The organism is Leptolyngbya sp. CCNP1308 (assembly GCF_034932455.1).
GTDB lineage: Bacteria > Cyanobacteriota > Cyanobacteriia > Phormidesmidales > Phormidesmidaceae > Nodosilinea.
The window spans coordinates 111,409-135,933 of the sequence record NZ_JAYGIH010000076.1 but is presented as its reverse complement, the minus strand read 5'-3'; the positions used below and the strand labels follow the sequence as shown (position 1 = coordinate 135,933).

The window sequence follows — 24,525 nt, the reverse complement described above, 5'->3', positions numbered from 1 at the left end:
GATGGGTAGGTGGTAACCTAAATCGGTTTGGAAGTCAGCACTAGACGCAGCTTGGCTTGGATGAGGTTGAGCTGCGCCATGCCCAGGTCAATATCGCCTTCGACGACGACACCGGTATCGAGAAGGCGATCGAGCAGCTCCAAAATAGTCGGGTTCTGATTTTTTTGACCGGGGTAGTAGTTGCCTTCTTTGGGCAGCAGGGTACCAATTTCCCCCAGGTCTATGTTGAGGTCGGCGGGGTCTACATCAAAGATTTCGCACATCGACACCACCTGCTCTTCCAGCTTGCGCAGGCTGTCGGCGGCCCGTTCTAGGTCGTCATCGTTGAGATCGCCCGACTCCATGCGGCGAATTACCTGGGCTTCCATCAGCTGGCGTACCAGCTCAATCACGGTGAGCAGCAGGGGCGCTAGGCCCGCATCGGTTTTGGCGGGGGGCTGTAGCGCCAGGCTGGGCAACAGGTCTGGCTCGGCGTTTTCGGAGGTCATAGCCACAGTCTAGTGCATCTCAAGGAGGGCAATTCTGCCGCCATAGCCCCTACCACGTGGAACTATGGCCGATTTTGCCACTGCTGTTGGAGCCACTGACGGCGGGCTTCTTCAGCTTGGGCTCGGCTTTGGTGGTGGCCAATACGGCCCTGGTCGGGGGTGCGCAGTCGGTTGCCCTGACTGCGGCTAGGGGCTGAACGAAAGCTAGGAATCGTGCGGCTGGTCGCAAGTTGTCGGAGGGTACGGAGCGTCAACATGAGGGTATTCAAAAACAACAGTGAATGGGAAACCCCTGGATTCCAAGAACCCAGGGGTTTTCTGAACCAAATCGACCGGGCTTCTGGTCTAGCTCCCGGCTTCGGCGGGCCGCAGAGCCTTGAGTTCGGCCTCTAGGGTTTCTAAACGAGTCTGGAGCTGTTGATTGGCCTCTAGCAACTCGTTGGTGCGGCTGCTGAGGTAGGGGTCGCTTTCCCACCAGTTAATGCCAATTTCGCGGGCCTTATCGACCGAGGAAATGATCAGGCGAATGCGAATGCTCAGCAGTTCTGTAGAACCAACGGAGACCGAAATATCTCCGGCAATCACAATGCCTTTGTCGAGCACCCGCTCAATCACATCCACCAGGGAAGACCCCTGGGTGGCAGTAGCCATGCTGCGACCGGGTTGGGGGCGGGTCGTGGGGGTAGAGGGGGTCACGGCAGATTACCTTCAGTTAGAACTCAACTGGTAGCCGGTGGGCTGTCCATCGGTTTCCTGTTTTTCGATCAGCGACTGATCGAGCATCGATCTAAGGGCGTTGACCATTTGAAAGCGGTTTAGCCCTAGGTCTGCCTCGATGGTAGCGAGAGATGCGGTACCGGTCGCATCGAGATAGTCAAAAATGCGGGTTTCAATATCATCGTTAAAGCTGGCATCGTTGACGCTGGCTTCGGCCTGAGGAACCTCCTCAGCTAGAGCCTCGGGCTCAGCCGGTGATTCCACTACGGTTTTGTCCTGAACCTCAGAGATGATGGCCACAGCGGGTTCTTCAACTTGAAGGACTTGGGTCTCAGGCTCGTCATCAGCCACAGCCTCTTCAGAGACAGCCTCGACCAAATCCTCAAGGGGTAGGGCCAGGGCGTCATCCTCTTCTTCCCCGTGGAAGCGGGCCGCAAGCGGAACCTCGGGCTTAAGGGTGAGATCGTTGACCAGTGCGGATTGGGACACCACAAAGCGGTTAAATAAGTTCCACAGGTGGCGAGTGGCCTCGGGAGCGGGCTCTTTAGAGCGGGCTAGCAAAATGTCGCTGCACACATCGCGGAAGTCGGCGTTTTCGGCCAGGGGCAGAATGCCGTGGTCGTGGCAGATGGTGGCGATCATCAGGCTGGGGCGCAGGCTCGAGACCATGTCTGGCGCAACCGCCGACTGGAATGCCTTAACCAACTGCACAATTTGCAGTGCCGCTGAACCATCAATGCCGACCTTTTGAACTAAGATTTGCTGCTGAGCCAGCTCGTCGGGCTCGGGCATGTTGATGGTGATCAGACGATCTTGCAGGGCGTCTTGGGTGCCGTGGACGCCGCAGTACTCCTCAGGGTTAGAAGTGAGAATGGCGCGGAAGTGGGGGCTAACACGAATGTACTCGGCCCGGTTATTGCTGGGGGGCAGCACTAGGAGTTTTTCTTCCAGGGCCGACAGCAGTACGTTATTAACTTCGGGGCGGGAGCGGTTGAACTCGTCGTACACCATGGTGAAGCCTTCGCGGCAGGCCAGGGTGAGGCGCGAGTCAGTCCAGTTGTGGCGCAGCTCGTCTTCCACCTTCATGACGCTGTGGATGTAGTTATCCACAACTTTTTTGCGGGTGTAGCCCGACTGGTTGCCGATCAGGTCTGAGGTTTTGAATTCGTCGTCGCCAAACAGCAGCATGATGGGGCGGTCCAGCAGGTCAGCCAGGTGCAGGGCCAGGGTGGTTTTGCCGGTACCAGCGGGGCCTTTGAGGTGGATTGAGTACCCCGATTGCAGGTACCGCAGGGCTCTGAGACTGGTGCGCTCCAGGGTAGGGGTGGAGACAAAGTTGCGGGGGCGGGCTTGGAGAACGGTGTTCACAGAACGGCTTCCTCTTGCACGAGATAGGTACGGTCTTGCTTGACGACGAGGTCTTTTTGGATGAGCGATCGCAACGCGTCTACGGCCTGAAATCGGTTGATGCCCAGCTCGGTCTCAATTTCGCTGAGGCGGGCACCCTGGGCCAGGTGCAGGTAGTTGTACACCACCTCTTCGAGGGACGGGGGCTCAGGGGCAGGGGGCGATGCCACCGCCACCGCTGCCGGGGCCACTGGTGCCACGGCGGTGGCAACTGGAGCCGGGCGGGTTGCGGCAGCAGCAGGAGCTACCTTGGCTGGGGTAGATCGGGCGGGTACGACTTTTGCGGCTGGTGCTGCCTTGGCAGGAACTACCCTAGTGGATACAGCTTTTGCCGCCACAGGTTTGGGCGCAGCTTTAGGGGCCGTTTTGGCTGGCGCTGCCGCTCGAGTCGGTACCGAAGTGACAGCGGGCCGAGTTGCTACCGGGCGAGGGGCTGGAGCAGTCTGAGCCACGGCCGCGCCACCCCAGACAACGTGGGAGAGCTGAGCCCGCTGAGCCTGGAGTTGGTGGCGAAAGTCGGCCAGTTCGGTGAACATGGCATCGACGGAATCGGTGAGGGCGGCGCGATCGCTCTGCCGCTGCTCCTGGTTTACCACGGCGGCCTGCTGGCGCACAGCGGTCAGGTCTTTGAGGGTGGCCTGCACCTGCACCTGGAGGTCTTCGACGTAGGCGGTGAGCTGGGGCAGTAGTTCGGCCCGTACCATGGCCTGCTCTTGGCGGTAGCCCGCCAGATCGACAGCCGTTTGGGCCTGGATGTTGGCGACCTGCTGCTGTACCTGGCGCAGCTCTTGGGCAATCTCTAGGCGCAGTTCACTAACGGTAGCCTGGAGCATCTGGCAGTCGTACTCCAGCTGCTGGCGCACTTCACTGGCACTAATTTCGCGATCGCCCTGGTAGTTGGCGAGCAATACTTCAGTGTCGGCCTGGAGCTGCTGAATATAGTCTTGGCGGGCCTGCTGCCGAGGTAGGATTTGGGCAGCGCGATCGGCGGTGGTTTGGGCCAGCCATAGGGTGGTGTTGGCGCGCAGATCAGCCATCAGCTGGTCGAGGTCTTGGCGCAACTGCACGGCATGGGCCAGCCGGTCAGCCTGCCAGCGCTCCAGGTCTGTCGAGACCTGATCGCGCCGGTCAACCACCTCGCTCTGGCGCAGCTGTCGTGCGGCTTGCCACTGGTCATAAAGTGCTGTCACAGGACGGCTCTCCCTTTAGTAAAAATGAAACGGGGTGAATAATTTGGAGAATCTTTTAGGGCGGCAAGGAGAGAAAATAGCGCGGGGATAAGAACGTTTACGAGACTCTAAAATCTAGCTGCGCTTGAGCGTCTTGATTCGATAATTAGGCGCTGTTTTAGAGCTTGCCGACGACAGACTTGCGGTTAATAATCGCCATGAAAAATATTCGTTTTACCCAGCTTATGGGGCAGTTAAACAGTGGTTTAACCAGCGTTCTGCTGCCCCATTAGTGTAAAGAGCAGAGGCGCTCTTAGGCAGCGGGTACAGCAGCTTGGGCGGTCAGGCCAACGGCTTCAGCGTACTTGAGGTAAGTGTCAACGGAAGCAATCACAACGCGGGCTTCGATAGCCAGCAGTTCAATACCTACGAGAGAAACACGAACCCAAGCATCAATGACGATGCCTTTGTCCAGAATGCGGTCAACAACTTCAGCCAAGCTAGAGGAAGAGTTTACTTTTTCAACAGCCATGATTTTGAACCCCTAAACAATGAATATGTTCAATGAAATTGCAAGGATAATCTCCTCAAATACACCTAGCTGCTACTGCAAAGAAGCGGTAGAAACAGACTCAGTGCGTAGGGCTTATTCCTTGCACATTTGTATTCTGCCCATCCGCCTAGAACAGCTCACAACTTTAGAAAAATCAGTTCACTAATTGTTACCTGAAGGGCAGCAAGTCCCAGCTCTCAAAAGCCAAAACGCCTTTGGGCAGCCAATCTTAGCCGAATGCTTGATAATAAAAGGCGCAAGCTACGGTTAGGCTACGGCATGATGGATGACTCGACGCTGGAAGTGCTGCTGCAAAGCCTAAAGCAGGAGGATGAGTACCAGCGGGAGTTGGCAACCGCCGCCCTGTGGCAGCGCTGGTTTTACCAGAAGGGAGAGTTGGGCAACCAGCAACTGCAAGAGGCCCAGGCGTTGATGGATAGCGATCGCATGGATGGGGCAGAGCTGCTGCTCTCAACCCTAGTGAGTGAACTGCCAGATTTTGCCGAGGCCTGGAACCGGCGGGCCGTGCTCTATTACGTTCAGCACCGGTATCGAGAGGCGATGGCCGACTGTGAGCAGGTGATTGAGTTAGTGCCCTACCACTTTGGGGCTTTGCACGGCCTGGGACTGTGCCATGCGGCCCTGGGACAGTATGCGGCGGCGATTCAGTCGTTTCGGCGGGCGCTGGTGGTGCAGCCCTACGGTCTGGTCAACCAGCGGCTGATTTTAGAATGTACGGCGCAGTTGAGCTAGCGACAATTTTATGACAGAGAGGAGACCAGACCGGTCTATGCCAGAGAATGCCTCGACGATTTTGACCCGGCTGCGGGAAGGCAAGGCTCGTTTTGTGCGGGTGGTGTGGTGCGACAACGGCAACGTCATTCGCGGCAAGGCCATCCACATCGACGCGCTGACGCGGCAGCTAGAAGGGGGAGAAGCGGTTGCTGTGGGACTCTCGGCCGCCCAGCAGGCGATTCCGGTGGTGGCCGATGCTGTGGCCCCGGGCAGCGGGCTAGGGCCGGTGGGGGAAGTCTGGCTGGTACCTGCCTGGGAGACCTTGCAGATGCTTCCCTACGCGCCAGGCCAGGCGCGGGTAATGGGGGAGATGGTAAAAGACGAGCAGCCTTGGCCCTGGTGTGCACGGCAGTTTCTCAAGCGCATGGTGCAGCGGGCATCTGACCAGGGAATTGCTATCAAAGCGGCCTTTGAGCCGGAGTTTTACTTACTTAGGCGAGGCGACCACGATAGTCTCCCTGCCGACAATACGCCCTTTGCCGCTACGCTGGCGATGGATCGGCACCAGGAGGTGGTGATGGCGATCGCCGCTGCCCTCAGCGCCCAGGACATTGCTATAGAGCAGTACTATCCCGAGTCGGGGCCAGGCCAGCAAGAAATTTCGGTGCGCTACACCGATGCCCTAGCCGCTGCCGATCAGCATGTGGTGTATCGCGAGACGGTGAAGGCGATCGCCCACCAGCAGGGCCTCATAGCCTCCTTTGTGCCTAAAGTGTTTGAGTCCCACGCAGGCAGCGGGTGTCACCTGCACCTGAGTCTGTGGGAGGGAGAGCAAAATCTCATGTCCGATGGGGCAGGCGGTCTATCCGATGTGGCCAGCTCCTTCACGGCGGGGCTATTGCACCATCTGCCAGCGCTGATGGCGATCACCGCCCCCAGCCCCAACTCTTACCGACGGCTGCAACCCCACTGCTGGAGCGGAGCCTACGCAGTTTGGGGTATGGATAACCGGGAAGCGGCGCTGCGGGTGCCGAGCAATTTCTCGTCGCCCAGCCCGACCCATATCGAGCTGAAGACGGTAGACGGCGCGGCAAACCCCTATTTGGCGCTAGGGGGGGCGATCGCCGCGGGTCTCGACGGCATGGCTCAGGGCTATTCGCTGCCGGAGCCGGTGCAGTGCGATCCAGGAGTATTGTCGGAGGCGGAGAGGGGCGATCGCGGCATTGCCCTACTGCCCCAGTCCCTAGCGGAATCCCTGGCGGCTCTCGATCGCGATGCCGTGCTGTTAGACGCGCTCGGTGAACCTCTTGCCAAAACCTATCGGGCAGTGCGTCAGGCTGAATTGGCGGCCATGGACGGTATGACGCTGGCCGCAGAGGTTGACCTGCTGTTAGAGCGCTATTAGCGCCCCGCTAGTCTTCCACCGATAGCTCATGGACGTTCCAGAGCGCACCGCCGAGGGCGGTAAATTTCACCCCCTGCACCCGGTTGCGCACGGCGGTGAGCGATAGGTTGTTAATCAAGTACATAAACGGCAGGTATTCCTGGGTGAGCTGCTGGGTTTCTTTGTACAGCTCAAAGCGCTCGTCTTCGTCAATTACCTGGGCGGCTTGAATGTAAAGATCGGCGATGCGGCGCTCCCAGTCGGCAGCCTGCCAACCCTCTAACGGATCTTGGCCGGGGCCTGCATTTTGGTTAAAGGCGTGGAGGGCACCGTCGAGCAGCCAAACGTTTGCGCCGCCGTTGGGCTCTGGGCCACCGGTTAGGCCTAGCACCATGGCTTCCCAATCCAAACTGTCGGTGAGGCGATCGACCAGGGAATTAAAGGCCAGGGGTTGAAAATCGACCTGAATGCCTAGCTTGGCCAGGTCGTTCTTAATCTGCGCCCCAATCGATTCCCGAATCTTGTTGCCCGAATTGGTAATCAGGGTAAACCGCACCCGATTGCCCTCGGCATCGAGCAGCTCGTTGGCCGCATTGTACTGAAACCCGTCAGCCAGCAGCAGTTGTTTCGCGTTTTCGGGGTCGTAGTCGTAGGTGCGAATGCCCATTTCGGGCGGGGCATAGAAGGGGCTGGGCACCGAGATAGGCGAGGTCTGGGGTTGCCCTAGGCCCTGAAAGATATTGTTCACCATGGTCTGGCGATCGATGCCGTAGGAGACCGCCTGGCGAAACGCTACGCTGTTGAACCAGGCCGACTTGACGGGGTTGACCAAGGGCTTACCGTTGCGGCTGGCCCGGTTGAGGTTGAAGGCAAAAAAGTTGGTGCCCAGCCCAGGACCGCCATTATAAATGGTGAAATCGCCACGATCTTCTTCGCGCTTCAGCAGTGAGAAAAAGTCGGGCTGCACGCTCTCTAGGTCTAACCCGCCGGAGCGAAACTGGAAGAAGGCGGTATCGGTAGAGCCAACAATTTGCCAGACAATTTGCTCAATGTAGGGCTGGGGGTTGCCCTGATCGTCCTGCTGCCAGTAGTAGGGATTACGCTCAAACACCATCCGCTCGCCGGGGACGTACTGGGCGAGGCGATAGGGACCATTGCCCACAATTTGGCGCGGCGGCGTGTCGGTGCCCCAAGTGGAAAGGAACTGGGGGTTGCCCTGGGCGTCGGTGCCGTCCACAGCGGGTTGAAGAATGTGGGCTGGAATGATGTTGAGGGCGGTGTTTTCGAGCATGGGGGCGAAGGGCTCGGGCAGCGTAAACTGCACCCGACGGTCATCTACCTTGCTGACCTGGGGAAAGCGTCCTTCGGTGCCAATGCGAAACCCGTCGCGGCTATTGGTGGGAATGGCGGGGTTGAACAGCACGTCGTAGGTAAAGATCACATCGTCTACGGTGAGGGGTTCGCCATCTGCCCAGCGCAACTCGTCGCGCAGGGTAAAGACCAAGATGGTGCCATCGTCAGAGATCTCCCAGCTTTCGGCCAGGGCGGGCACGGTTTCGCCACTAATGCCGTCGGTAGTGGTCAGCCCCTCAAAGGTAAAACCAAAAATATTCGGCGATTCCTGGCTGAGAATGGGGTTAAAAGTTTTTGGGTCACTCAGGGCACTGAGCACCAGGCGGGGCACATCGGCACTGGCCTGAGCAAACCGGGCGGGGTTGCAGCCCGCACTGGCTAGGCCCACTGCGATCGCCAGCAGTAGAGCCACAAACCGCCTACCCTGGCTATGCCAAAAACCCAGCCGTTGCCAGACCCTGGCTATTCCCGATGCCGTTGCCATGGTTGTAACCCTCCTGCCGCCAAGACAATGCCTCAAACACTATAGCGAGTTACCCCTGGGGATTTGCATTCTCGACACCGGAGGATGGCAATGTCCCCAGACGCAGGCTCGACTCAGGGCATGGATCGACAGGGGGCGATCGCAACTTCTGTCGAAGACAACCAGGGTTTGGGGCACCCTAGGGTGCATCCCCCAAGAGACTGTCCTATGGCTGATCGCTACTATCTATATGGTATTTTTCCGGCCCCTGGCCCCGCTGAGCTACCCCTGATGGGATTAGATGATCAGGTGGTGCAGGCTCAACAGCTGGGCGACTTTACCTTTCTCTATTCTTTAGCCTGCCAAAAGCGCTACTTGTCGAGCCGCAAAAATTTGCTGGGCCACGAGAAGGTGCTAGAAGCCGCCATGGAGCAGGGCCACCGCACGCTGCTGCCGCTACAGTTTGGCCTGATTGTCGAAAGCTGGGAGCAGGTGCAAAACGATCTGGTAACGCCCTATGCCGAAGATTTAACGCACCTGTTTAAGAGGCTCGACGGCAGCCGTGAGGTGAGCGTGAAGGTGCAGTGGGAGCCCTCCACCGAACTAGAGATGATGATGGCCGAAAATACCGATCTGCGGGCTCAGCGCGACCAGCTAGAGGGCACCCAGCTGGGTATGGAGCAGGTGATCTTCATCGGTCAGCAGATTGAGGCGGCCTTGGAGGAACGCAAGCAGGGGATTGTTGAGCAGTTTCGCCAGGCGCTGTCGCCCCTCGCCAAAGACGTGCTCGAAAATGCCCCCCAAACCGATGTGATGATTTATAACGCTGCCTTCCTGATTCCCTGGGAAAGCGAGGCCGAGTTTGGCCAGGCGGTAGATGCCATCGACGGCACCTTTGGCGATCGCCTGCGCATTCGCTACAACAATTTCACCGCCCCCTACAACTTCGCCCAGCTCAATTAGGGGGTTGAGGACTAGGGGTTAAGGATTGCCTTACCCCTTCAAGCCTAGAACCTTGCACTTTAGAGATTCCTGCTTCCCATGCTATTTAAACTTCTCTTTGCCCCCGTGCTCGGCCCCATTGAAGGCGTTAGCTGGGTTGCCAACAAGCTGTTAGAACAGGCCGACGTGGCCACCAACGACCTCGAAAGCCTGCAAAAGCAGCTGCTGGCCCTCCAGCTCGCCTTTGATATGGGGGAGGTGGCAGAATCAGACTTCGAAATTCAAGAAGAAGAGATTCTTCTAGCCATCCAGGCAATTGAGGATGAGGAAGACGAAGATGAGTGACCTTAAAACTGGGGTGCTAGGATTCGAACCTAGGAATGCCGGGACCAAAACCCGGTGCCTTACCACTTGGCGACACCCCATCGATATCGCTTTCGTAATATAGCAGGTTAAACCGCATCTCTGTCAAGATGGCGCAATAACTTGAGTCTGGGTATTGCCACGGAGAGGCGCAGTAGATACCTAGGAACTGAACCAAAGGTCTGAAGACCGTTTGACCCTGGCATGGACTGCGCCTGAAACCGAGGCCAGATTTGAGTCTAGGTGGTGTATTCAGCGTTGATTTTGACGTAGTCGTAGCTCAGATCGCAGCCCCAGGCCTGGCCGCTGCCAGGGCCGTCGCCAATGCTGACCTGGATGGCGACGGTGTCGGTCTTGAGATATTCGCCCTGGGTGGCTGCTGTCAGGTAGGCGCTGGCGGCGGGGCGATCGAAGGTCAGGGGTTGACCGTGCTCCATCAGCAAAATATCGCCTAGCTGAATCCGCAGGTCGCTCTGGTCAAAGGTGACTCCGGCCCGCCCGGCGGCGGCGGCAATGCGGCCCCAGTTGGGGTCGTGGCCAAAGATGGCCGACTTCACCAAGGATGATCCGGCGATCGCCTTGGCCACCTGCCCCGCAGCGGCAGCGGTAACGGCCCCGGTGACGGTAACTTCGATTAAACAGGTGGCCCCTTCGCCATCGCGGGCGACGCACTTGGCCAGGTACTGGCAGACGGCGGTGAGCATGGCTTCGAGCTGGTCGGCCTCAGCCCCTTCGTCGGTGATGGCGGGGGTGCGCGACTCGCCGTTGGCCAGGGCAATGAGGGTGTCGTTGGTGCTGCTGTCGCCATCGACGGTGATCTGGTTAAAGCTGCGGTCGGCGGCACGGCGCAGCATATCTTGCCACAGGGTGGGCGAAACGGTGGCGTCGCAGGTGACAAAGGCCAGCATGGTGGCCATGTTGGGGTGAATCATGCCCGAGCCCTTGGCGATGCCGCCGATGCGCACAGGGCGATCGCCGATGGTGGTTTCCATCGCGACGGATTTGGGCACCAGGTCGGTGGTAATAATCGCCCCAGCGGCGGCATCAGAACCTTCTGGTGACAGGCTCTCGACCAGCTTGGGAATGCCCGCCTTCAGCTGCTCCATTTTGATCCGCTGGCCAATCACCCCAGTGGAGGCAATCAGCACGGCCTCGGAGGGCAGGCTGAGGGCAGACCCGAGGGATGCGGCGCTTTCGACCGTATCGACCCAGCCCTGGTTGCCGGTGCAGGCGTTGGCCTGGCCCGCATTGATGAGAACGGCGCGGGCGCTGGGGCGAGCTTCGAGGCGCTGGCGGCAGTAGTCAACGCAGGCGGCGCGCACGTGGCTGGTGGTGAACACTCCGGCGGCGATCGCCTCACAGTCTGAATAGATCAGGGCCAAATCAGGCGCACCGGAGGGTTTTAGCCCTGCGGTAACGCCCGCCGCCTGGAAGCCTTTGGGTGCTGTAATGCCCCCCTCAATCACCCGCCAGTCTGCCATGCTGTTGTTACCCCATAGGTCTGCCGGGGATTATACCAAGCTTCTGCGGGGATGCTGCTGGCCGTTCAAACACCAAATCATGCAATCACCCGTCATCACCGTCTGTACAGAGAGTCAGCTGCCATTTATCCAGCATCTCGTTGAAGAAAGCCAATCTGAAGGCTTTCGGTTTGTGCGGCGGCTGATGGATGAGTATCGCAGTGGCTTGAATCGATTTGATCAGCCGAAGGAGGTGTTGCTTATTGCCTCTGTAGAGGGTGCAATTGTCGGCATTGGCGGACTTAATCGTGACCCGTATTTCGACAATCCAAACGTGGGGCGATTGCGACATGTGTACGTCGAGGCGGCTTGGCGCAGGCACGGTGTCGGGCGTGTTCTGGTTACCGCACTCATAGATGCCGCCAAGCCGCACTACCAGCTTTTGACCCTGCGCACAGATACGGCTGCCGCTGAGGCGTTTTATCAAACCCTAGGTTTCAAAACTAAGCCGCACTGGACTCATACGACCCACCACCTACAGCTTAAAGATGTTGATACTTACCCGTCGGTGCTGTCATCTCAATAGATCTTGCCTTCAAGGCTCGATTGCAGGAGTTAAAGGATGCTCCAAAAACGCAAATTCTTCGACGACCTGGCCGCCGATCAGGTGTTCTTGAATGATGCGCTCGATCACCGCTGGAGTGGCGCTGTGGTACCAGACGCCATCGGGATAGACAAGCAAGATCGGGCCTTTGTGGCAAACCCGCAGACAGTTAGCCTTAGTGCGAAAGATCGAGGTTGGGTGATCTGCCGTGGGCCGATCCAGCCCCAATTCCTTCAGCCGATTCTTTAAGTAGTCCCAGGCGACGATGCTCTCGGCTTTGTCGCAGCACTTGGGCTTGGTCTGGTCGGCACAGATCAACACGTGGCGCTCAACGCTACTTAGCGCCAGGGCATCCACACAGGCAGCTAGAGAAGTGCAGGCGTCGGGGGCGTTACTCATCGGGGGTGGCGGCGGTTTTTGTGGGGTCAGTGGCTTCCTGGGATTCGGTGGGTGCTGTGGTTTCAATGGCAGCTGCGGGTTCCCTAGGGCTGGCTGGCGCAGCTCCAGGGGTGGCAGGATCGGGGGCAGTGGCCTCGGGCGCTGGCGCGGGTTCGGCGGCAGATTCGGGGGCAGCGGCAGGGGGAACTAATTCTTCGAGGGGGGGTAGCTCAGGGCGCACCCGGCGAATGGGCAGGTTGGCGATTAGCGCTGTCATGCGCTGGTCGCTTTCTAGGGTAAATTCCAGATGCTCTTGGTCGAGTTCGACATAGCGCGAGACAACTTCGAGAATTTCCTTACGCATTTTTTCGACCATCTCAGGGGTGAGGTCGGCGCGATCGTGGGCCAGCACGAACTGTAGCCGCTGCTTGACCTCAGCCCGGGGGGTGAGGTTGCGGCTGCGGTTAAACAGCTTATCGAGAAGTTCGCTTAGCATCGGCACTGGCGGCTAGGTAGAGGAAACATCAAACACCGTGGCAATAGACGGCCCTAGCCCCGAAAGAAGCGGCGCAGGCGGCTGAACAAGTCGTCGTGGGTAGCATTGAGGTCAATCAAGGGTACCTCTTCACCCAGCAGACGGCGGGCCACGTTGTTAAAGGCGACCCCAGCCAGGGAGAGCTGCTTGTCGAGCACTAGGGGTTCGCCCCGGTTCGAGGAGACAATCACCCGTTCGTCATCCGGCACCACTCCCAGCAGGGGCACGGCGAGAATATCGAGCACGTCACGCACCGACATCATCTGGTCTTCTTGCACCATCTTGGGCTTGATGCGGTTGATCAGCAGCTTGGTGAACTTGACATCGTTGGCTTCGAGCAGGCCGATGACGCGATCGGCGTCGCGCACGGCAGAAATTTCGGGGGTGGTGACGACGATCGCCTCTTTGGCCGGGGCGATCGCATTCTGAAACCCCATCTCAATCCCCGCCGGGCAGTCGATCAAAATAAAGTCGTTGCTGGGGGCCAGGCCCGCCACCAGCTCTTTCATTTGTTCAGGGGTAATAGCCTCTTTGTTGCGGTTTTGGGCCGCCGCCAGCAGGCCGAGGGTAGGCTGGCGCTTGTCTTTGACCAGGGCTTTTTCGACCGTGCAGTCGCCCGCCAGTACGTCGAGGGCGGTGTAGACGATACGATTCTCTAGGCCCAGCAGCAGGTCGAGGTTGCGCAGACCAAAGTCGGCATCGACGACGGCGACCCGCTGGTTACGCTGGGCCAGGGCCATGCCCAGGTTGGCGGTGCAGGTGCTCTTGCCGACGCCCCCTTTGCCCGAGGTCATTACGATAATGCGAGTCATGGACGAACCCAACTTTCCTTAAAGAACCAACTGCCCAACGAAAACAACCGTTAATAATACGCCATGGGTGCAAGCTGAGGACTGCGAATTAGCCTTTAAACGCATCGGTGAGCTGCGCCCCCTGCCCGAGAGTGGCGTCAAAGTGCTGGCGGGCAAAGGCCTGGGCCTGGGCAATGCGAATACCGTTGTCGCCGACGTAGGCCACCTCGGGCAGGTAGTTCCCGGTGGGGCCATCGGGGGCGCGAGCCACCAGATCGGCCAGGCGCAGCTGGGTAGGGTGCATTTGCAGGGCCATAATGCAGCGACTGCGATCGCCCCCCGACCCCGCGTGAGCCGTCCCCCGCAGCCTGCCCCACACCAAAATGTCACCCTCCGCCACCAGCGAGCTGCCGGGGTTGACATCCCCCATCACCACAATCGTGCCGGGATGGCGAATTTCGACGCCGCCCCGCAGGGTGGTTTGCAGGTACAGCGGTTCGGCCAGAGGCTTGCCGGGGGTGGGAGGCGACTTCACCAGGGTATCTTCGGCTTCGAGCTGATCTACGGAGTAGCCTGCGGCCACGGCGGCGATCGCGGTCTGACGGCGGCTGGTGGCGACCCGCTTGAGGGTAAGGTGGGCAGCGGTGAGAATTTCTTCTAAAGCCTGGAGCTGGCGGGCATCGAGCAGGCGATCGCGGGCGGCCAGGTGCACCACCGTATTGGGCTGCCAAAAGGGTTCGCCGCCATTCAGCCGCTGCTTAAAGTGCTGCAACAGCTCTCCCCACGCCAGGGCACCGCCCTCGGCCTCGCCCTGGGGGCCGTTGGGCATCAGCAGCACGAGGCGATCGCCGTCGTTGCGCAACCGCAGCTGAGTGCGAGGGTCGATGGGAGGGGCAGGCACTGGGGGAGCGTCCGCCGCAACCTCAGGGTCGTCCGAGACACCTGAATTGGTTTGAGCAGCGGGCTCTGGCATATCCGAAGGCGCTGGAGTAGAGGCATTGACCGAGGGCATCTCTGGGTCTGTAGCAGCCTCAGTTATAGCCAGGGAAGCAGAGTCGTCAGGGACCATAGGGGGTTGGGGAGGTTGAAAACACTGGGCCAAGCCCGGTGCTGCCTATAGTAGATCACGGTGGTTGGAGATAGCCGGTCGGTTAAGGTCGGTTTTCCCCTTGCGGTTTGCCCCAGGCTGTTGGTTATAGTAGAGGAGGTCTCACTACGGCGTTGGTGACTACCAACAATGTTTGTCGATCTATGTTTGTTCCGAACGGGAGCCAAGTTGCACCGGCGGCAGTAAACCGAGCTTGTACTCGGAAACTTTAAGCCAAATGCCACGGCACCCCCCTGGTTTTCCCAGGTCGGAAACTGAGGTAAGACGGCGTTGCGGTGAGGCCTTTAAGATTTTCGACATTCCCCTGTCTTTCGCAGACGGGGGAATTGTTTTTGGAAATGTGATTTAGCTTACTTGAGCGCTAGTATTGACAACATAGCTAGCCTCAAATCCCGATGCTGCGATAGTTTGGCAGGTCAGTTTCAAGGTGGCTTGGTGGTTTCTTGTAGGGCCTGCGCCGTTGAATTCGGTTGATTTTCCCGCCAGTGTAATTCGTTTGGAGAATGGGCTGACCCTGATCCACCAGGAGATTGCGGCAACGCCCGTGGTGGTGGCCGATGTGTGGGTGAGGGCCGGTGCCATTGCCGAACCGGCGGAGTGGGCGGGTATGGCCCACTTCTTAGAGCATATGATTTTTAAGGGCACCGATCAGCTGCCGCCGGGGGTGTTTGACTATGCGATCGAAACTCAGGGGGGCATGACCAACGCGGCCACCAGCCACGACTACGCCCACTTTTATATCACCATTGCCGCCGACATGCTGCCCCAGACGCTGCCCTACCTGGCCGATCTGCTGCTGCACGCGGCGATCCCCGCCGATGAGTTTGGCCGGGAGCGGCAGGTGGTGCTCGAAGAAATTCGCCAGGCCCAGGATGACCCCGACTGGCTGGGCTACCAGGCGATGTCGGAGCTGGTGTACCAAGACCATCCCTACGGTCGCCCGGTGCTGGGCACGGCAGAAATCTTGCAGCAGCGATCGCCCGAAGAGATGCGCTGCTTTCACCAGGCCCACTACCAGCCCGACAAGATGACGGTGGTGATCACGGGCGGCATTCCCCTAGAGCCGACGGTGGCGATGGTAAAGCATGCCTTTCGGGGCTTTGCGTCGCCGCCGCCCTGCCCAGTCGCGGCGATCGCCCCCGTGCCGACCCTGCCGGGGGTGCGCCGCGAAACCCTGCACCTGCCGCGCCTAGAGCAGTCGCGCCTGACTATGGCCTGGCTGGCCCCCGGCATCGACCAGCTCGAAACCGCCTACGGCCTAGATCTGCTGGCGGCTATTCTGGCGGAGGGGCGCAGCTCGCGCCTGGTACGCGAGCTGCGGGAAGACCGCCAGCTAGTGCAGGACATTAGCGCCGGGTTCTCGCTCCAGCGCGATTGCAGCCTGTTTACCATTCAGGCCTGGCTCGACGGTAAGGATGTGGATCGGGTGGAGGCGATTGTGTGCGATCGCATCAGCGAACTGGTGGCCAACCCCATCACCGATGCCGAACTGGCTCGGGCTAAGCGCCTGCTGTGCAACGACTACGCCTTTTCCACCGAAGCTCCGGGGCAACTGGCAGGGCTCTACGGCTACTACGGCACCATCGCCAACGCCGATCGCTGCCTGAGCTACGTCCCCACCCTCCAGCGCTACACGAGCGCCCAACTGCAATCGCTGGCCCATCAGTACCTCACGCCCCTGCGCTATGTGTCCACCATTTTGCGCCCGGCCTGATGCCGCCTGGGCAGACTATAGTTAAACTGGCGATCGCCCCAATGATTAAGGCCACCCCTGCCGGTGCCATCCACTGTTCTCTTCGTTAACAACCTCTTGCCCTGTGACAGCCTCCCTCCTTCAAGCGCCGCGCCTGCACCGCACTGTTTTAGCCAATGGCCTGACGGTTCTGGTTTTAGAAAACCCCGTGGCCGACATTGTGTCTGCCCGGATGTTTATTCGCGCTGGCGGTGCCTTTGAAGCTCCCCATCAGGCCGGGCTGGTGAGCTTTTTGATGGGACTGTTGACCAAGGGCACTGAGACGCTGTCGTCGATGGCGATCGCCGAAACCGTTGAGTCGGTGGGGGCCAGTCTGGGCACCGATGCCGCCGCCGATTACAGCGTCATCAGCCTCAAAACCGTCTCCGCCGACTTTCCCGAAATTTTTGCCCTGGCCGCTACCCTGCTGCGGCAGCCCAGCTTTCCCCTCGACGAAATTGATCTGGAGCGGCGGCTCACCCTCCAGCAAATTCGCTCGATGCAGGAGCAGCCCTTCACCATCGCCTTCAACCGCCTCCGCCAGGATATGTACGGCGACCATCCCTACGCCCTGCCCGGCATTGGCACCGAGGCCTCGGTGTCCGCCATTACTCAGCAGGCCCTGGTAGACTTTCATCGCCAACACATGCGGCCCGACAACGTTGTCGTCACCATTGTGGGCCGCATTGGCCCCGAAGCCGCCCTGGCCCAGGTCGAGAAAGCCCTGGGTGATTGGCAGGTTCCGACAACACCGCCCCCGGCACTGACTCTGCCCTCGGTGACGACCACCGCCACCTGCTCAATGGTGGCTCAAGACACCAACCAGGCGATCGTGATGGTGGGCTACCCAGCAGCCCCGGTTAAGCACCCCGCCTACGCCGCCCTCAAGCTGATTAACACCTACCTAGGCAACGGCCTCTCTAGTCGCCTATTTGTAGAGCTGCGCGAAAAGCGGGGTCTGGCCTACGATGTGTCGGCCTTTTACCCCACCCGCCTAGGGCTGTCGCAGTTTGTCGCCTACATTGGCACCGCCCCAGAGAATACCGCCACGGCCCTAGAGGGCCTGCGCTTTGAGGTGGAACGGCTGCAAGAGACGGTGCTTTCCGACGATGAGCTACAGGCGGCTAAAAACAAGCTGCTGGGCCAGTATGCCCTGGGCAAACAGACCAACGCCCAGATCGCCCAACTGCTGGGCTGGTACGAAATTTTGGGGCTGGGGGTCGAGTATGACCAGCAGTTTCAAGACATGGTGGCAGCGGTGACGGTGCTCGACGCCGAAGCCGTCGCCCAAGAATTTTTCCACACCCCCTGCATTTCGCTCTTAGGACCAGAGGAATTTGTTGCTCCTGTGGCGGCTGCCCAGGCATAGTAGGTCAGTTTAGATAAGTGTTGGCAGACCTGGACTAAAGGGCAACGGGAGGGTGCGGTGGGGAGTGGATTGGTATTGGCTCTGGCGGGACTGCTGGCCGGGGTGCTGGCGGGATTTTTGGGCATTGGCGGTGGCACGGTGATGGTGCCGGTGATGGTGGCCCTGGGGCTGTCGGGGGTACAGGCAGTGGGGACGAGTACCCTGGCGATCGCTCTCATTGCCCTAGTCGGCAGCGTACAAAACTGGCGCATGGGCTTTCTCAACCTCAGCAATGTCGCTATGCTGGGCCTGCCCGCCCTGGTCACTGCCTATCTGGGCAAAGAGCTAGCCACTGCCCTGCCCGAGTATGCGCTGCTAGGAATTTTTGGCCTGTTTCTGCTGCTCAACATCTACCTGATTGGCATCAAAAAACAGGTCATCCGTCAGGCCCAAAAGGCTGAAACCGGTGAGGCGGCTGCGGTGCCCAAGGTGCGATCGCCGCAAATCTCGCCCACGGTGTATCGCCTGGGTATTGGCGGGCTGGCGGGGTTCTTGGCCGGGCTGTTTGGTGTCGGCGGCGGCGTGGTGATGGTGCCGCTGCAAATTTTGCTGTTGCAAGAGCCGATTAAGTTAGCGGTGCAGACCAGCCTGGGAGCGATCGTGATTACCGGGCTGTGGGCCTGTCTGTGGCACGCCCAGGCGGGCAACGTGCTGTTGGTTAGCGGCCTGATATTAGGGGCGGCAGGGGCGATCGGGGTGCAGGTCAGCACCCGCTACTTGCCTCGCCTGCCCGACCAGACGGTAAATGTCATGTTTCGCCTGCTGCTAGCCCTGCTGTCTGGCTACTTCTTCTTCAAAGCTTGGGCCAGCTACACCGCCCTCTCCACCTAACTTAAGCAAAGCGCGAAGCTAATGGTTGGGTGGTTGGCGAATTTAATAAAGCTCGCTGAAGAATATCTCAGGCCCATGGCAACTGGCAGATAAACGGGCTAGCGTGCGGATGATGCGTCTTCACTGCCATGCGCCCTCTGCTGACCGGCTCCCTGACCGTTGAAACCGTGACCGTATCCATCTGCGACCTGCCCCAGCGGCTAGAGGGGTGCCGCATTGTGCAGCTCTCTGACTTTCACTACGATGGGCAGCGGCTCTCGCCCCGGCTGTTGCAGCAGGTGGTCGATCGCGTCAATGAACTAGCCCCCGACCTGATTGCCCTCACGGGCGACTATGTCACCCGCGACCCCACCCCTATTTTTGACCTGGTGACTTACCTCAGCCAGATGAAAAGCCGCTTTGGCACGGTGGCGGTGCTCGGCAACCACGACAACATTACTCTAGAGGGGCGCAAGATTATTCTGCGATCGCTCCAGCAGGCCGGCATTTGCGCTCTGTGGAACGAAATCGCCTACCCGCTGGGCGACGATTTGCCGGTGGTGGGCCTGGCCGATTTTTGGTCGCGGGAGTTTCACCCAGCGCCGCTGCTCAACTCCCTGTCGTCCACCCAGCCCCGGCTGGTGCTCTCCCACAACCCCGATACAGCGGAATTTTTGGCTCCCTGGCGAGTCGATCTCCAGCTTTCGGGTCATACCCACGGTGGGCAGATTGTGCTGCCAATAATTGGGCCTGCGGCTGCCCTCATCCAGTCGTTACGACTCTCTGTGCTGGCGAAACTGCCCTATTTCAAACGCAACCGCTTCAAAGTTGTGCGCCATTGGGAATGGGTTTCAGGACTGCACCGTGTGGGGCAAAATCAGCTGTACGTAAACCGGGGCTTGGGCAGCTATGCGCCGGGGCGATTGGGGTGTCCGCCAGAGGTGACGCTCGTGGAGTTAGTGAGAGGGAAGTGAGGAAGGTGAGGGAGGTGAAAGCTTCGTGGTTTCATGTACTGAAATTCACCCTTTCCCTTGGTGGAGAGGCTACGCAAAGGATCCGCCAAGAGCCTCACCTGCCTACCCACTCACCCTCTAGGACGCAACTGGCGCAGGCCGAACCTCTTCGACTAACGGTTCCGCAGCCATCGGTTCTTTAGGCAAAAACCCCACCGCTCCCATAATGGCCCCTAGGTTGACGCCATCTTCGAGCAGGCTGACGTGACCGCTGTGGGGCAGAGGATAAATGCGCGGATTGGGTAGCAGGGTAGCAAGGCGCTGGGCTTCTTCGAGGGACGGCAGCAGGCGATCGCCCAGGGATGCCACCAGCAGAGTCGAGGCGGTAACTCGGTGCAGGCGCAGCGGCTCTAGCCGAAACTGGGACAGCAACCCTAGCCGCCAGGCGGTGCTGGACTGGGTGACTGCGCCCATAGCGCGCACCAGCGCTTGGCGGTTGACCTCCCCAATGCGGCTAAGGTTGGCCAGCACCGGCAGGCTAGTCCATGTGGAGTTTTGATAGAGGGGAGGGGCTACCCAGGGGGTGAGTTGGGCCACCCATTGCAGCCACGGAAAGCGGTGAAACGATGAGGCCGAGTTAATCAAAATCAGGTGGCTGGCCAGGGCCGGAGCCAGGGCCACGGTTCGCAGGGCCAGGCAGGCCCCAAACGATTCGCCACAGAGATAGACAGGCGCAGTGCCGGCCTCCTGGCGAATGAGTTGGACAATCTGGTGAGCCAGGCTTTCCCAAGACGACATGTCATCTCCCGGAATCACCAAGCAGCGAATATCAAAATAGGACTTGAGACTGGCGCTTTGTAGGCCAAAGAGTTCGCCACTGCCATCCATGCCGGGTAGGTAAATAAAGAGCGGCCGCTGGGGGTTTTTGCCAGCGGGGGCGCAGAGCTTGAGGGTAGCAGGTTCAGGCATGGAAAGTGATGGTGACGGCAGACCCGTAGACGGGCCAGAAAACACGGTTGACCTTAAATAGAACCCTAGTAGAACCCCTGCTTAAGCAATGTAGCGATTTCATCTTGGCAGCACTGGGCGATCTCAGCAGCCAGGGTGTTGGTGCCTTTGCTGCGGTAGTGCGATCGCAGTCGGTCATCTACCCGCACCGGGCGACCAATCATCACATTCACCTCTTGGTAAAACACCGCCGGATGCCACCCCGGCTGCTGAAACAGCGGCTCTGAGGCGTCGAACAGACTGAGCAGCCGCAGGGGCACCACCGAGTTGCTGGTCTCGCGGCGGGCGGCGATCGCCACCGGCACAATCGCCAATTCATCCACCGGAGCCCGCAGGGCCAGATGGGCAAACCCGCGATGAAACGCATTGAGATTGTCTGGGGCAGTTTTGCTCACCATCGGAGCGGCCCCCTCCGGGAAGATGCCCACCGCTTCCCCGTCCCCCAGCGCCTTCCTGGCCCGGCGAAAGAAGGCAGTCTGCCCCTTGTCAGGCGCATCCAGCGGCAGACAGCCTAGGGCGTTGATGACATTGCGCAATCCGGGCACCTGGCTCATGTAGTGGTGGCAGGCAAACCGCACTGGGCGACCCACCGCACTCATCAGCAAAGGCGCATCCATAATGCTGCGGTGGTTGCTCACCACCACCATAGATTGGTGAGGCGGCAGGCGATCGCGCCCGTGCACAGACATCCGCACCCGCGACAGGGTCAGCAACCCGTTAGACATATCCAACGGATTAGCTCTCAGCGACGTTAGCGGCAATACAGGAGCGAGGGCCATTCAAACCTTCAAAGCTAAGGATGGCTGAGCCTCCCCTAGCCAGGGGCTGCAAAGCCTTGTGTTTCATAACTTAACAAAATACCAAGCTTTCAGAAACGTAGAAACCCACCGATTTAGACGAGATCTCCCCACCGGCATAGCTCTAGCGTTGGGAGGCCCGCAGCTGCCCGCAGGCGGCGTTTTCTTCTAGCCCGCGCGAATAGCGTACGGTAACGGCGATCCGGCGGTCTTCTAATTCGGCGACAAAGTTGCGAATGCTGGCTTCGCTGGGGCGCTGGTAATCGGCCTCGTCAATGGGGTTGTAGGGAATCAGGTTGACGTGGCTTTGAAAGCCGCGCAGGTGCTGGGCTAGCTCAGCGGCGTTGGCGGGCTGGTCGTTGAGCCCCGCCAGCAGAATGTACTCGAAAGTCACCCGGCGGCCCGTCAGCTGCACGTACTCGCGGCACTCGTCCAGCAGCACCTCCAGGGGATAGGCTCCGGCGCTGGGGATGAGCTGGAGCCGCTGGGCCTGGTTTGAGGCGTGCAGACTCACCGCTAGAGTTACCTGGAGCTGTTCTGCCGCCAGGGCGCGGATGCGGCCCGGCACCCCCACCGTAGAAAGGGTTATGGCCCGCTGGCCAATGCCCACATCGCCATTGAGGCAGCGGATGGCGGCCACGGTGTTGGCGACATTCAGCAGGGGTTCACCCATGCCCATGAACACAATATTGCTCACCCGCTGACCAAAGTCTTCCTGTACCGTCAGCACCTGGTCAACAATTTCGTGGGTGGCCAGGTTGCGCACAAAGCCGCCCTTGCCCGTGGCGCAAAAGTCGCAGGCCATGGGGCACCCCACCTGCGACGACACGCACACCGTCAGCCGCTTGGCCGAGGGAATGCCCACGGTTTCAATAATTTGGCCGTCGGCGAGCCTGAGTAAATACTTCACGGTGCCGTCGCTGGCTACCACCCGATGGTGCAGGGTGGAGCGTCCCAGATCCACGTGCTCCATGGCCTGCCGCCAGGCTTTGGGGAAGACGGTGATCTCTTGGAGCGATCGCGCCCCCTGCTGATAGATCCACTGGTAGAGCTGCTTGCCCCGATAGCTCGGCTGCCCCTGGGCCTGCACCCAATCGGTCAGCTCCTCCAGGGATTTTCCCAGCAAGGGCGCTGGCGCAATCCCCGCTGCCGGACTGTGCTCGACGACAATGTCTGCAAAAGGTGAGTCAGGGGAAGACAGGGGAGAAACAGCCATGGCCACAGGGAATGCACAATCCCCTATGGTAGCGATTTTTGACATTAGAGGGCTACCGACGGCGACTGGGGAAGTCGTCTGAGTCTGTCTTCTTGGGGGTGGCAGTGTCCGTATGCATCAGCTCGACTAGCCCCTCTGTCAGCATTTTAGGATCCATAAAGACCACTTTGGAGTTGTCGCTCTCCCCCAGCCTTTGGTTGGCTTCCACGTAGCGCTGGGCCAGCAAGTAGTTGAGAATTTCGGAGGTATCTCCCTGGTTTTGCAGCGCCTGGGAAAGCATTTGAATCGATCGCACCGTAGCTTCGGCCCGCTTAATGGCGGCCTCCTGTTCCCCCTGGGCTTCAAGCACCATGGCCCGGCTTTTCAGCTCCGCCGCCTGCTGCAACTGCATCGAGCGCCTCACCTCTTCAGGGGGAATAATTTCCTGTACCTCGACCCGCGTGACCTTTACCCCCCAGGGCTCAGTAGCTTCATCGAGCTGAGAGAGTAACGCCCGGTTGAGCTCATCGCGAGAGGAAAACGTCTTTTCAAACTCCATCTTGCCGATTTCCGATCGCAGGGTCGTTGTGACCAGTTCTTGAATGGCCTGCTCGACGTTTTCGATGGCATAAAAGGTCAGCTCTAGCTCCAGAATGCGCCAGTACACCACCGCGTCAACTTCCAGCGACACGTTGTCTCGGGTGATCGCCCCCTGTTTGGCCACATCGAGAATCTGCTCGCGCACGCTGTCGCGTAGCACAATGTAGTCGAGCACCGGCACAATAAAGTTTAGCCCCGGCTTAAGCTTGCGGTTGTAGCGCCCCAGCCGCTCTACCAGCGCCTCGGTACCCTGATTGATGATGCGCACCGAGCCAACGGTGTAGCCGATAATAATTAACGCCAGAATCCCAATGATTGACGGCACGGCCAGCTCCCGGAGCTAAAGAGTTGAGTAAGCCTGTTCTACTGACCAGTGTACCGATTTCTCGCTAAAGTGAGCGATTTCTGCCCCTAAGCCGCTGCACAACTCAGGGGTTAACATTCAACGCCTCAACCCACTCCTGCCCCTCTAAGAACAGGCGTTACCAACGCGCCCAGAATAGACCCAGTCGTCCCCATCAGTTTGGACAGGCCACCCGTTTGAGAACGGTCATCGGGCCAAGGGTTTTGAGCAAGTCAAACTGCTCTAGATTTTTAACCAGCAGCGACCCCGCGAACCCCAGGGAATTCACCGGAATCGACTGGTAGTGATCCTGCTGGCGGGCCACCATCATCATCCACTCGCGGGTGATTAACAGGTTGTAGGGAAACGCCTGGGGCGGCTCGCTGCCATCGATACCCAAGTGGGCCAACAGGGTTTGGTAGGCCTTCAATAGCGCTTTCCCCTGGGGAGACGGGGCGCTGCCTAGGGGCACAATGGCGTGGCGAAAGGGTAGCAGCGGAGAGGCCACCGGGTCAGGGGAATCGGGTTTGAGGTCTAGATCAGCAATTACGGTGGCCAGGGGCAGCGGGCGGCGATCGGGGCAGAGGGGCGGCGGCACGAGTTGGAGGTGCTTGTGGTGCTGGCTGGCCCCGGCCAGGCGACCGCCGTTGTAAAACGCCAGCCCGTCAATGTCAGCCATACAGCGGGCCAGGGCATCAAAGTCGCTCAGGGTCAGCCAGCTGTCTTGATCTTCATAGGCGCGGGTGACGATCAAGATGTGGTGATCGACCACGTTGTATTTATTGAGCAGGCACAGGTGGGTGGCCGAAAGGTTGGCCACAAACAGGTCTGGGTCGTAGGGCAAAAAGGGATTGGCGGGCTGGCCGGCCCGCTGCTGCCGCTGCTGAGCCAAGTCTGCCTTTTCTTTGCGGGTCAGGTTGGCCAAAATTCTGACTAAAAAGCGCATGCCCCCCTGCTCTAAAAATTCGTGACGGGTGTCGATGGGTTGCAGGGCACCACAGCCCTGGGCGTGACGCGTCTGCCGCTGAATTTTGCTCCAGAGAACACCAGGCGCTAGCTCAGCCTCGGGAAATTGCTCCATAGGGAAGGGAATGGGGAGAGGGTTGCCTTCCCGACTTTAGCAAACCGTCGCTGGTGACGGCACCACGGCCAGCATACAAACATGAACCGAAAAACTTCGAAAAATTAGTTTTATTTAAACCAACAACACCCAGACTTTTTACCAAAGA

Annotated in this window: 26 protein-coding genes, 1 tRNA gene and 1 other RNA gene; 10 read left to right on the top strand and 18 right to left on the bottom strand. The window is 59.4% G+C overall.

What is annotated here, in order from left to right; all coding sequences use genetic code 11:
• Positions 1-17: 17 nt before the first annotated feature.
• The 6 genes from VB780_RS22455 to gvpA form a co-directional block, all read right to left on the bottom strand.
• Positions 18-488: a gas vesicle protein K gene (locus VB780_RS22455; RefSeq protein ID WP_323353417.1), complete on the bottom strand. Its 471-nt coding sequence runs from the start codon at positions 486-488 to the stop codon at positions 18-20.
• 62 nt (positions 489-550) lie between these two features.
• Entirely contained in the window at positions 551-745 is a 195-nt protein-coding gene (locus VB780_RS22450; RefSeq protein ID WP_323353416.1) for a hypothetical protein, read from the bottom strand.
• A gap of 88 nt (positions 746-833) precedes the next feature.
• Positions 834-1,184, bottom strand: coding sequence for a gas vesicle protein (locus VB780_RS22445; protein WP_323353415.1), 351 nt, complete (start codon positions 1,182-1,184; stop codon positions 834-836).
• 12 nt (positions 1,185-1,196) lie between these two features.
• Positions 1,197-2,573, bottom strand: a complete 1,377-nt coding sequence (gene gvpN / locus VB780_RS22440) for a gas vesicle protein GvpN (RefSeq protein ID WP_323353414.1) — start codon at positions 2,571-2,573, stop codon at positions 1,197-1,199.
• Positions 2,570-3,802 (bottom strand): hypothetical protein, encoded by a 1,233-nt coding sequence (locus tag VB780_RS22435; RefSeq protein ID WP_323353413.1) that lies wholly within the window; start codon positions 3,800-3,802, stop codon positions 2,570-2,572. The genes gvpN and VB780_RS22435 overlap by 4 nt, the downstream gene beginning before the upstream one ends.
• Before the next feature lie 292 nt (positions 3,803-4,094).
• Complete coding sequence (gvpA, locus tag VB780_RS22430; protein WP_073608715.1) at positions 4,095-4,313, bottom strand: gas vesicle structural protein GvpA; 219 nt, start codon at positions 4,311-4,313, stop codon at positions 4,095-4,097.
• Between the two features lie 258 nt (positions 4,314-4,571).
• On the opposite strand from gvpA, the gene VB780_RS22425 reads away from it, so the two are divergent.
• Together VB780_RS22425 and VB780_RS22420 are read left to right on the top strand one after the other, a co-directional pair.
• Positions 4,572-5,087 carry a tetratricopeptide repeat protein gene (locus VB780_RS22425; RefSeq protein WP_323353412.1) on the top strand — a complete coding sequence of 172 codons (516 nt, stop codon included), beginning with the start codon at positions 4,572-4,574 and terminating at the stop codon, positions 5,085-5,087.
• Positions 5,088-5,124: 37 nt separating this feature from the next.
• Positions 5,125-6,474 carry a glutamine synthetase family protein gene (locus VB780_RS22420; RefSeq protein ID WP_323353411.1) on the top strand — a complete coding sequence of 450 codons (1,350 nt, stop codon included), beginning with the start codon at positions 5,125-5,127 and terminating at the stop codon, positions 6,472-6,474.
• Positions 6,475-6,481: 7 nt separating this feature from the next.
• On the opposite strand, the gene VB780_RS22415 is transcribed toward VB780_RS22420, so the two are convergent.
• A complete protein-coding gene (locus VB780_RS22415) occupies positions 6,482-8,290 on the bottom strand; it encodes an ABC transporter substrate-binding protein (protein ID WP_323353410.1) in 1,809 nt (602 codons plus the stop codon).
• Between the two features lie 90 nt (positions 8,291-8,380).
• Between VB780_RS22415 and VB780_RS22410 the strand changes: the two genes are divergently transcribed.
• Both VB780_RS22410 and VB780_RS22405 read left to right on the top strand, forming a co-directional pair.
• Positions 8,381-9,232, top strand: a complete 852-nt coding sequence (locus VB780_RS22410; RefSeq protein ID WP_323353409.1) for a GvpL/GvpF family gas vesicle protein — start codon at positions 8,381-8,383, stop codon at positions 9,230-9,232.
• Between the two features lie 78 nt (positions 9,233-9,310).
• The gene (locus VB780_RS22405) at positions 9,311-9,556 is read left to right on the top strand and encodes a gas vesicle protein GvpG (protein ID WP_323353408.1); all 246 of its coding nucleotides are present in this window, start codon (positions 9,311-9,313) and stop codon (positions 9,554-9,556) included.
• Between the two features lie 8 nt (positions 9,557-9,564).
• Here VB780_RS22405 and VB780_RS22400 read toward each other — a convergent pair.
• A tRNA-Gln gene (locus VB780_RS22400) sits at positions 9,565-9,636 on the bottom strand.
• Positions 9,637-9,813: 177 nt separating this feature from the next.
• Positions 9,814-11,055: a bifunctional ornithine acetyltransferase/N-acetylglutamate synthase gene (gene argJ / locus VB780_RS22395; RefSeq protein ID WP_323353407.1), complete on the bottom strand. Its 1,242-nt coding sequence runs from the start codon at positions 11,053-11,055 to the stop codon at positions 9,814-9,816.
• 79 nt (positions 11,056-11,134) lie between these two features.
• Between argJ and VB780_RS22390 the strand changes: the two genes are divergently transcribed.
• Positions 11,135-11,620: a GNAT family N-acetyltransferase gene (locus VB780_RS22390; RefSeq protein WP_323353406.1), complete on the top strand. Its 486-nt coding sequence runs from the start codon at positions 11,135-11,137 to the stop codon at positions 11,618-11,620.
• 9 nt (positions 11,621-11,629) lie between these two features.
• Here the strand turns inward: VB780_RS22390 and VB780_RS22385 are convergent, their stop codons facing one another.
• From VB780_RS22385 to minC, 4 genes are all read right to left on the bottom strand, one after another.
• Positions 11,630-12,037 carry a ferredoxin gene (locus tag VB780_RS22385; protein ID WP_323353405.1) on the bottom strand — a complete coding sequence of 136 codons (408 nt, stop codon included), beginning with the start codon at positions 12,035-12,037 and terminating at the stop codon, positions 11,630-11,632.
• On the bottom strand, positions 12,030-12,512 hold the full coding sequence (gene minE, locus VB780_RS22380; protein ID WP_323353404.1) for a cell division topological specificity factor MinE: 483 nt from the start codon (positions 12,510-12,512) through the stop codon (positions 12,030-12,032). The genes VB780_RS22385 and minE overlap by 8 nt, the downstream gene beginning before the upstream one ends.
• 53 nt (positions 12,513-12,565) lie before the next feature.
• Entirely contained in the window at positions 12,566-13,363 is a 798-nt protein-coding gene (gene minD, locus VB780_RS22375; protein ID WP_323353403.1) for a septum site-determining protein MinD, read from the bottom strand.
• Between the two features lie 88 nt (positions 13,364-13,451).
• Positions 13,452-14,411 carry a septum site-determining protein MinC gene (gene minC, locus VB780_RS22370; protein WP_323353402.1) on the bottom strand — a complete coding sequence of 320 codons (960 nt, stop codon included), beginning with the start codon at positions 14,409-14,411 and terminating at the stop codon, positions 13,452-13,454.
• Between the two features lie 138 nt (positions 14,412-14,549).
• Between minC and ssrS the strand changes: the two genes are divergently transcribed.
• The 5 genes from ssrS (at position 14,550) to VB780_RS22345 (ending at position 19,374) form a co-directional block, all read left to right on the top strand.
• A non-coding RNA gene (gene ssrS, locus VB780_RS22365) (6S RNA) lies at positions 14,550-14,733 on the top strand.
• Between the two features lie 177 nt (positions 14,734-14,910).
• Positions 14,911-16,164 carry a pitrilysin family protein gene (locus tag VB780_RS22360; protein ID WP_323353401.1) on the top strand — a complete coding sequence of 418 codons (1,254 nt, stop codon included), beginning with the start codon at positions 14,911-14,913 and terminating at the stop codon, positions 16,162-16,164.
• 103 nt (positions 16,165-16,267) lie between these two features.
• Entirely contained in the window at positions 16,268-17,551 is a 1,284-nt protein-coding gene (locus VB780_RS22355; RefSeq protein ID WP_323353400.1) for a pitrilysin family protein, read from the top strand.
• A 57-nt stretch (positions 17,552-17,608) separates the two neighbouring features.
• On the top strand, positions 17,609-18,421 hold the full coding sequence (locus VB780_RS22350; RefSeq protein ID WP_323353399.1) for a sulfite exporter TauE/SafE family protein: 813 nt from the start codon (positions 17,609-17,611) through the stop codon (positions 18,419-18,421).
• Positions 18,422-18,549: 128 nt separating this feature from the next.
• On the top strand, positions 18,550-19,374 hold the full coding sequence (locus VB780_RS22345) for a metallophosphoesterase (RefSeq protein ID WP_323353398.1): 825 nt from the start codon (positions 18,550-18,552) through the stop codon (positions 19,372-19,374).
• 117 nt (positions 19,375-19,491) lie between these two features.
• Here VB780_RS22345 and VB780_RS22340 read toward each other — a convergent pair whose 3' ends face one another.
• The 5 genes from VB780_RS22340 to VB780_RS22320 all read right to left on the bottom strand — a co-directional run bounded on the left by VB780_RS22340 (position 19,492) and on the right by VB780_RS22320 (position 24,377).
• The gene (locus tag VB780_RS22340; RefSeq protein ID WP_323353397.1) at positions 19,492-20,322 is read right to left on the bottom strand and encodes an alpha/beta fold hydrolase; all 831 of its coding nucleotides are present in this window, start codon (positions 20,320-20,322) and stop codon (positions 19,492-19,494) included.
• 65 nt (positions 20,323-20,387) lie between these two features.
• The gene (locus VB780_RS22335; RefSeq protein ID WP_323353396.1) at positions 20,388-21,140 is read right to left on the bottom strand and encodes a lysophospholipid acyltransferase family protein; all 753 of its coding nucleotides are present in this window, start codon (positions 21,138-21,140) and stop codon (positions 20,388-20,390) included.
• 142 nt (positions 21,141-21,282) lie between these two features.
• A complete protein-coding gene (gene rlmN, locus VB780_RS22330) occupies positions 21,283-22,374 on the bottom strand; it encodes a 23S rRNA (adenine(2503)-C(2))-methyltransferase RlmN (RefSeq protein ID WP_323353395.1) in 1,092 nt (363 codons plus the stop codon).
• Positions 22,375-22,426: 52 nt separating this feature from the next.
• Complete coding sequence (locus tag VB780_RS22325; protein ID WP_323353394.1) at positions 22,427-23,278, bottom strand: stomatin-like protein; 852 nt, start codon at positions 23,276-23,278, stop codon at positions 22,427-22,429.
• Between the two features lie 193 nt (positions 23,279-23,471).
• Entirely contained in the window at positions 23,472-24,377 is a 906-nt protein-coding gene (locus VB780_RS22320; RefSeq protein WP_323353393.1) for an ATP adenylyltransferase family protein, read from the bottom strand.
• Positions 24,378-24,525: the final 148 nt, after the last annotated feature.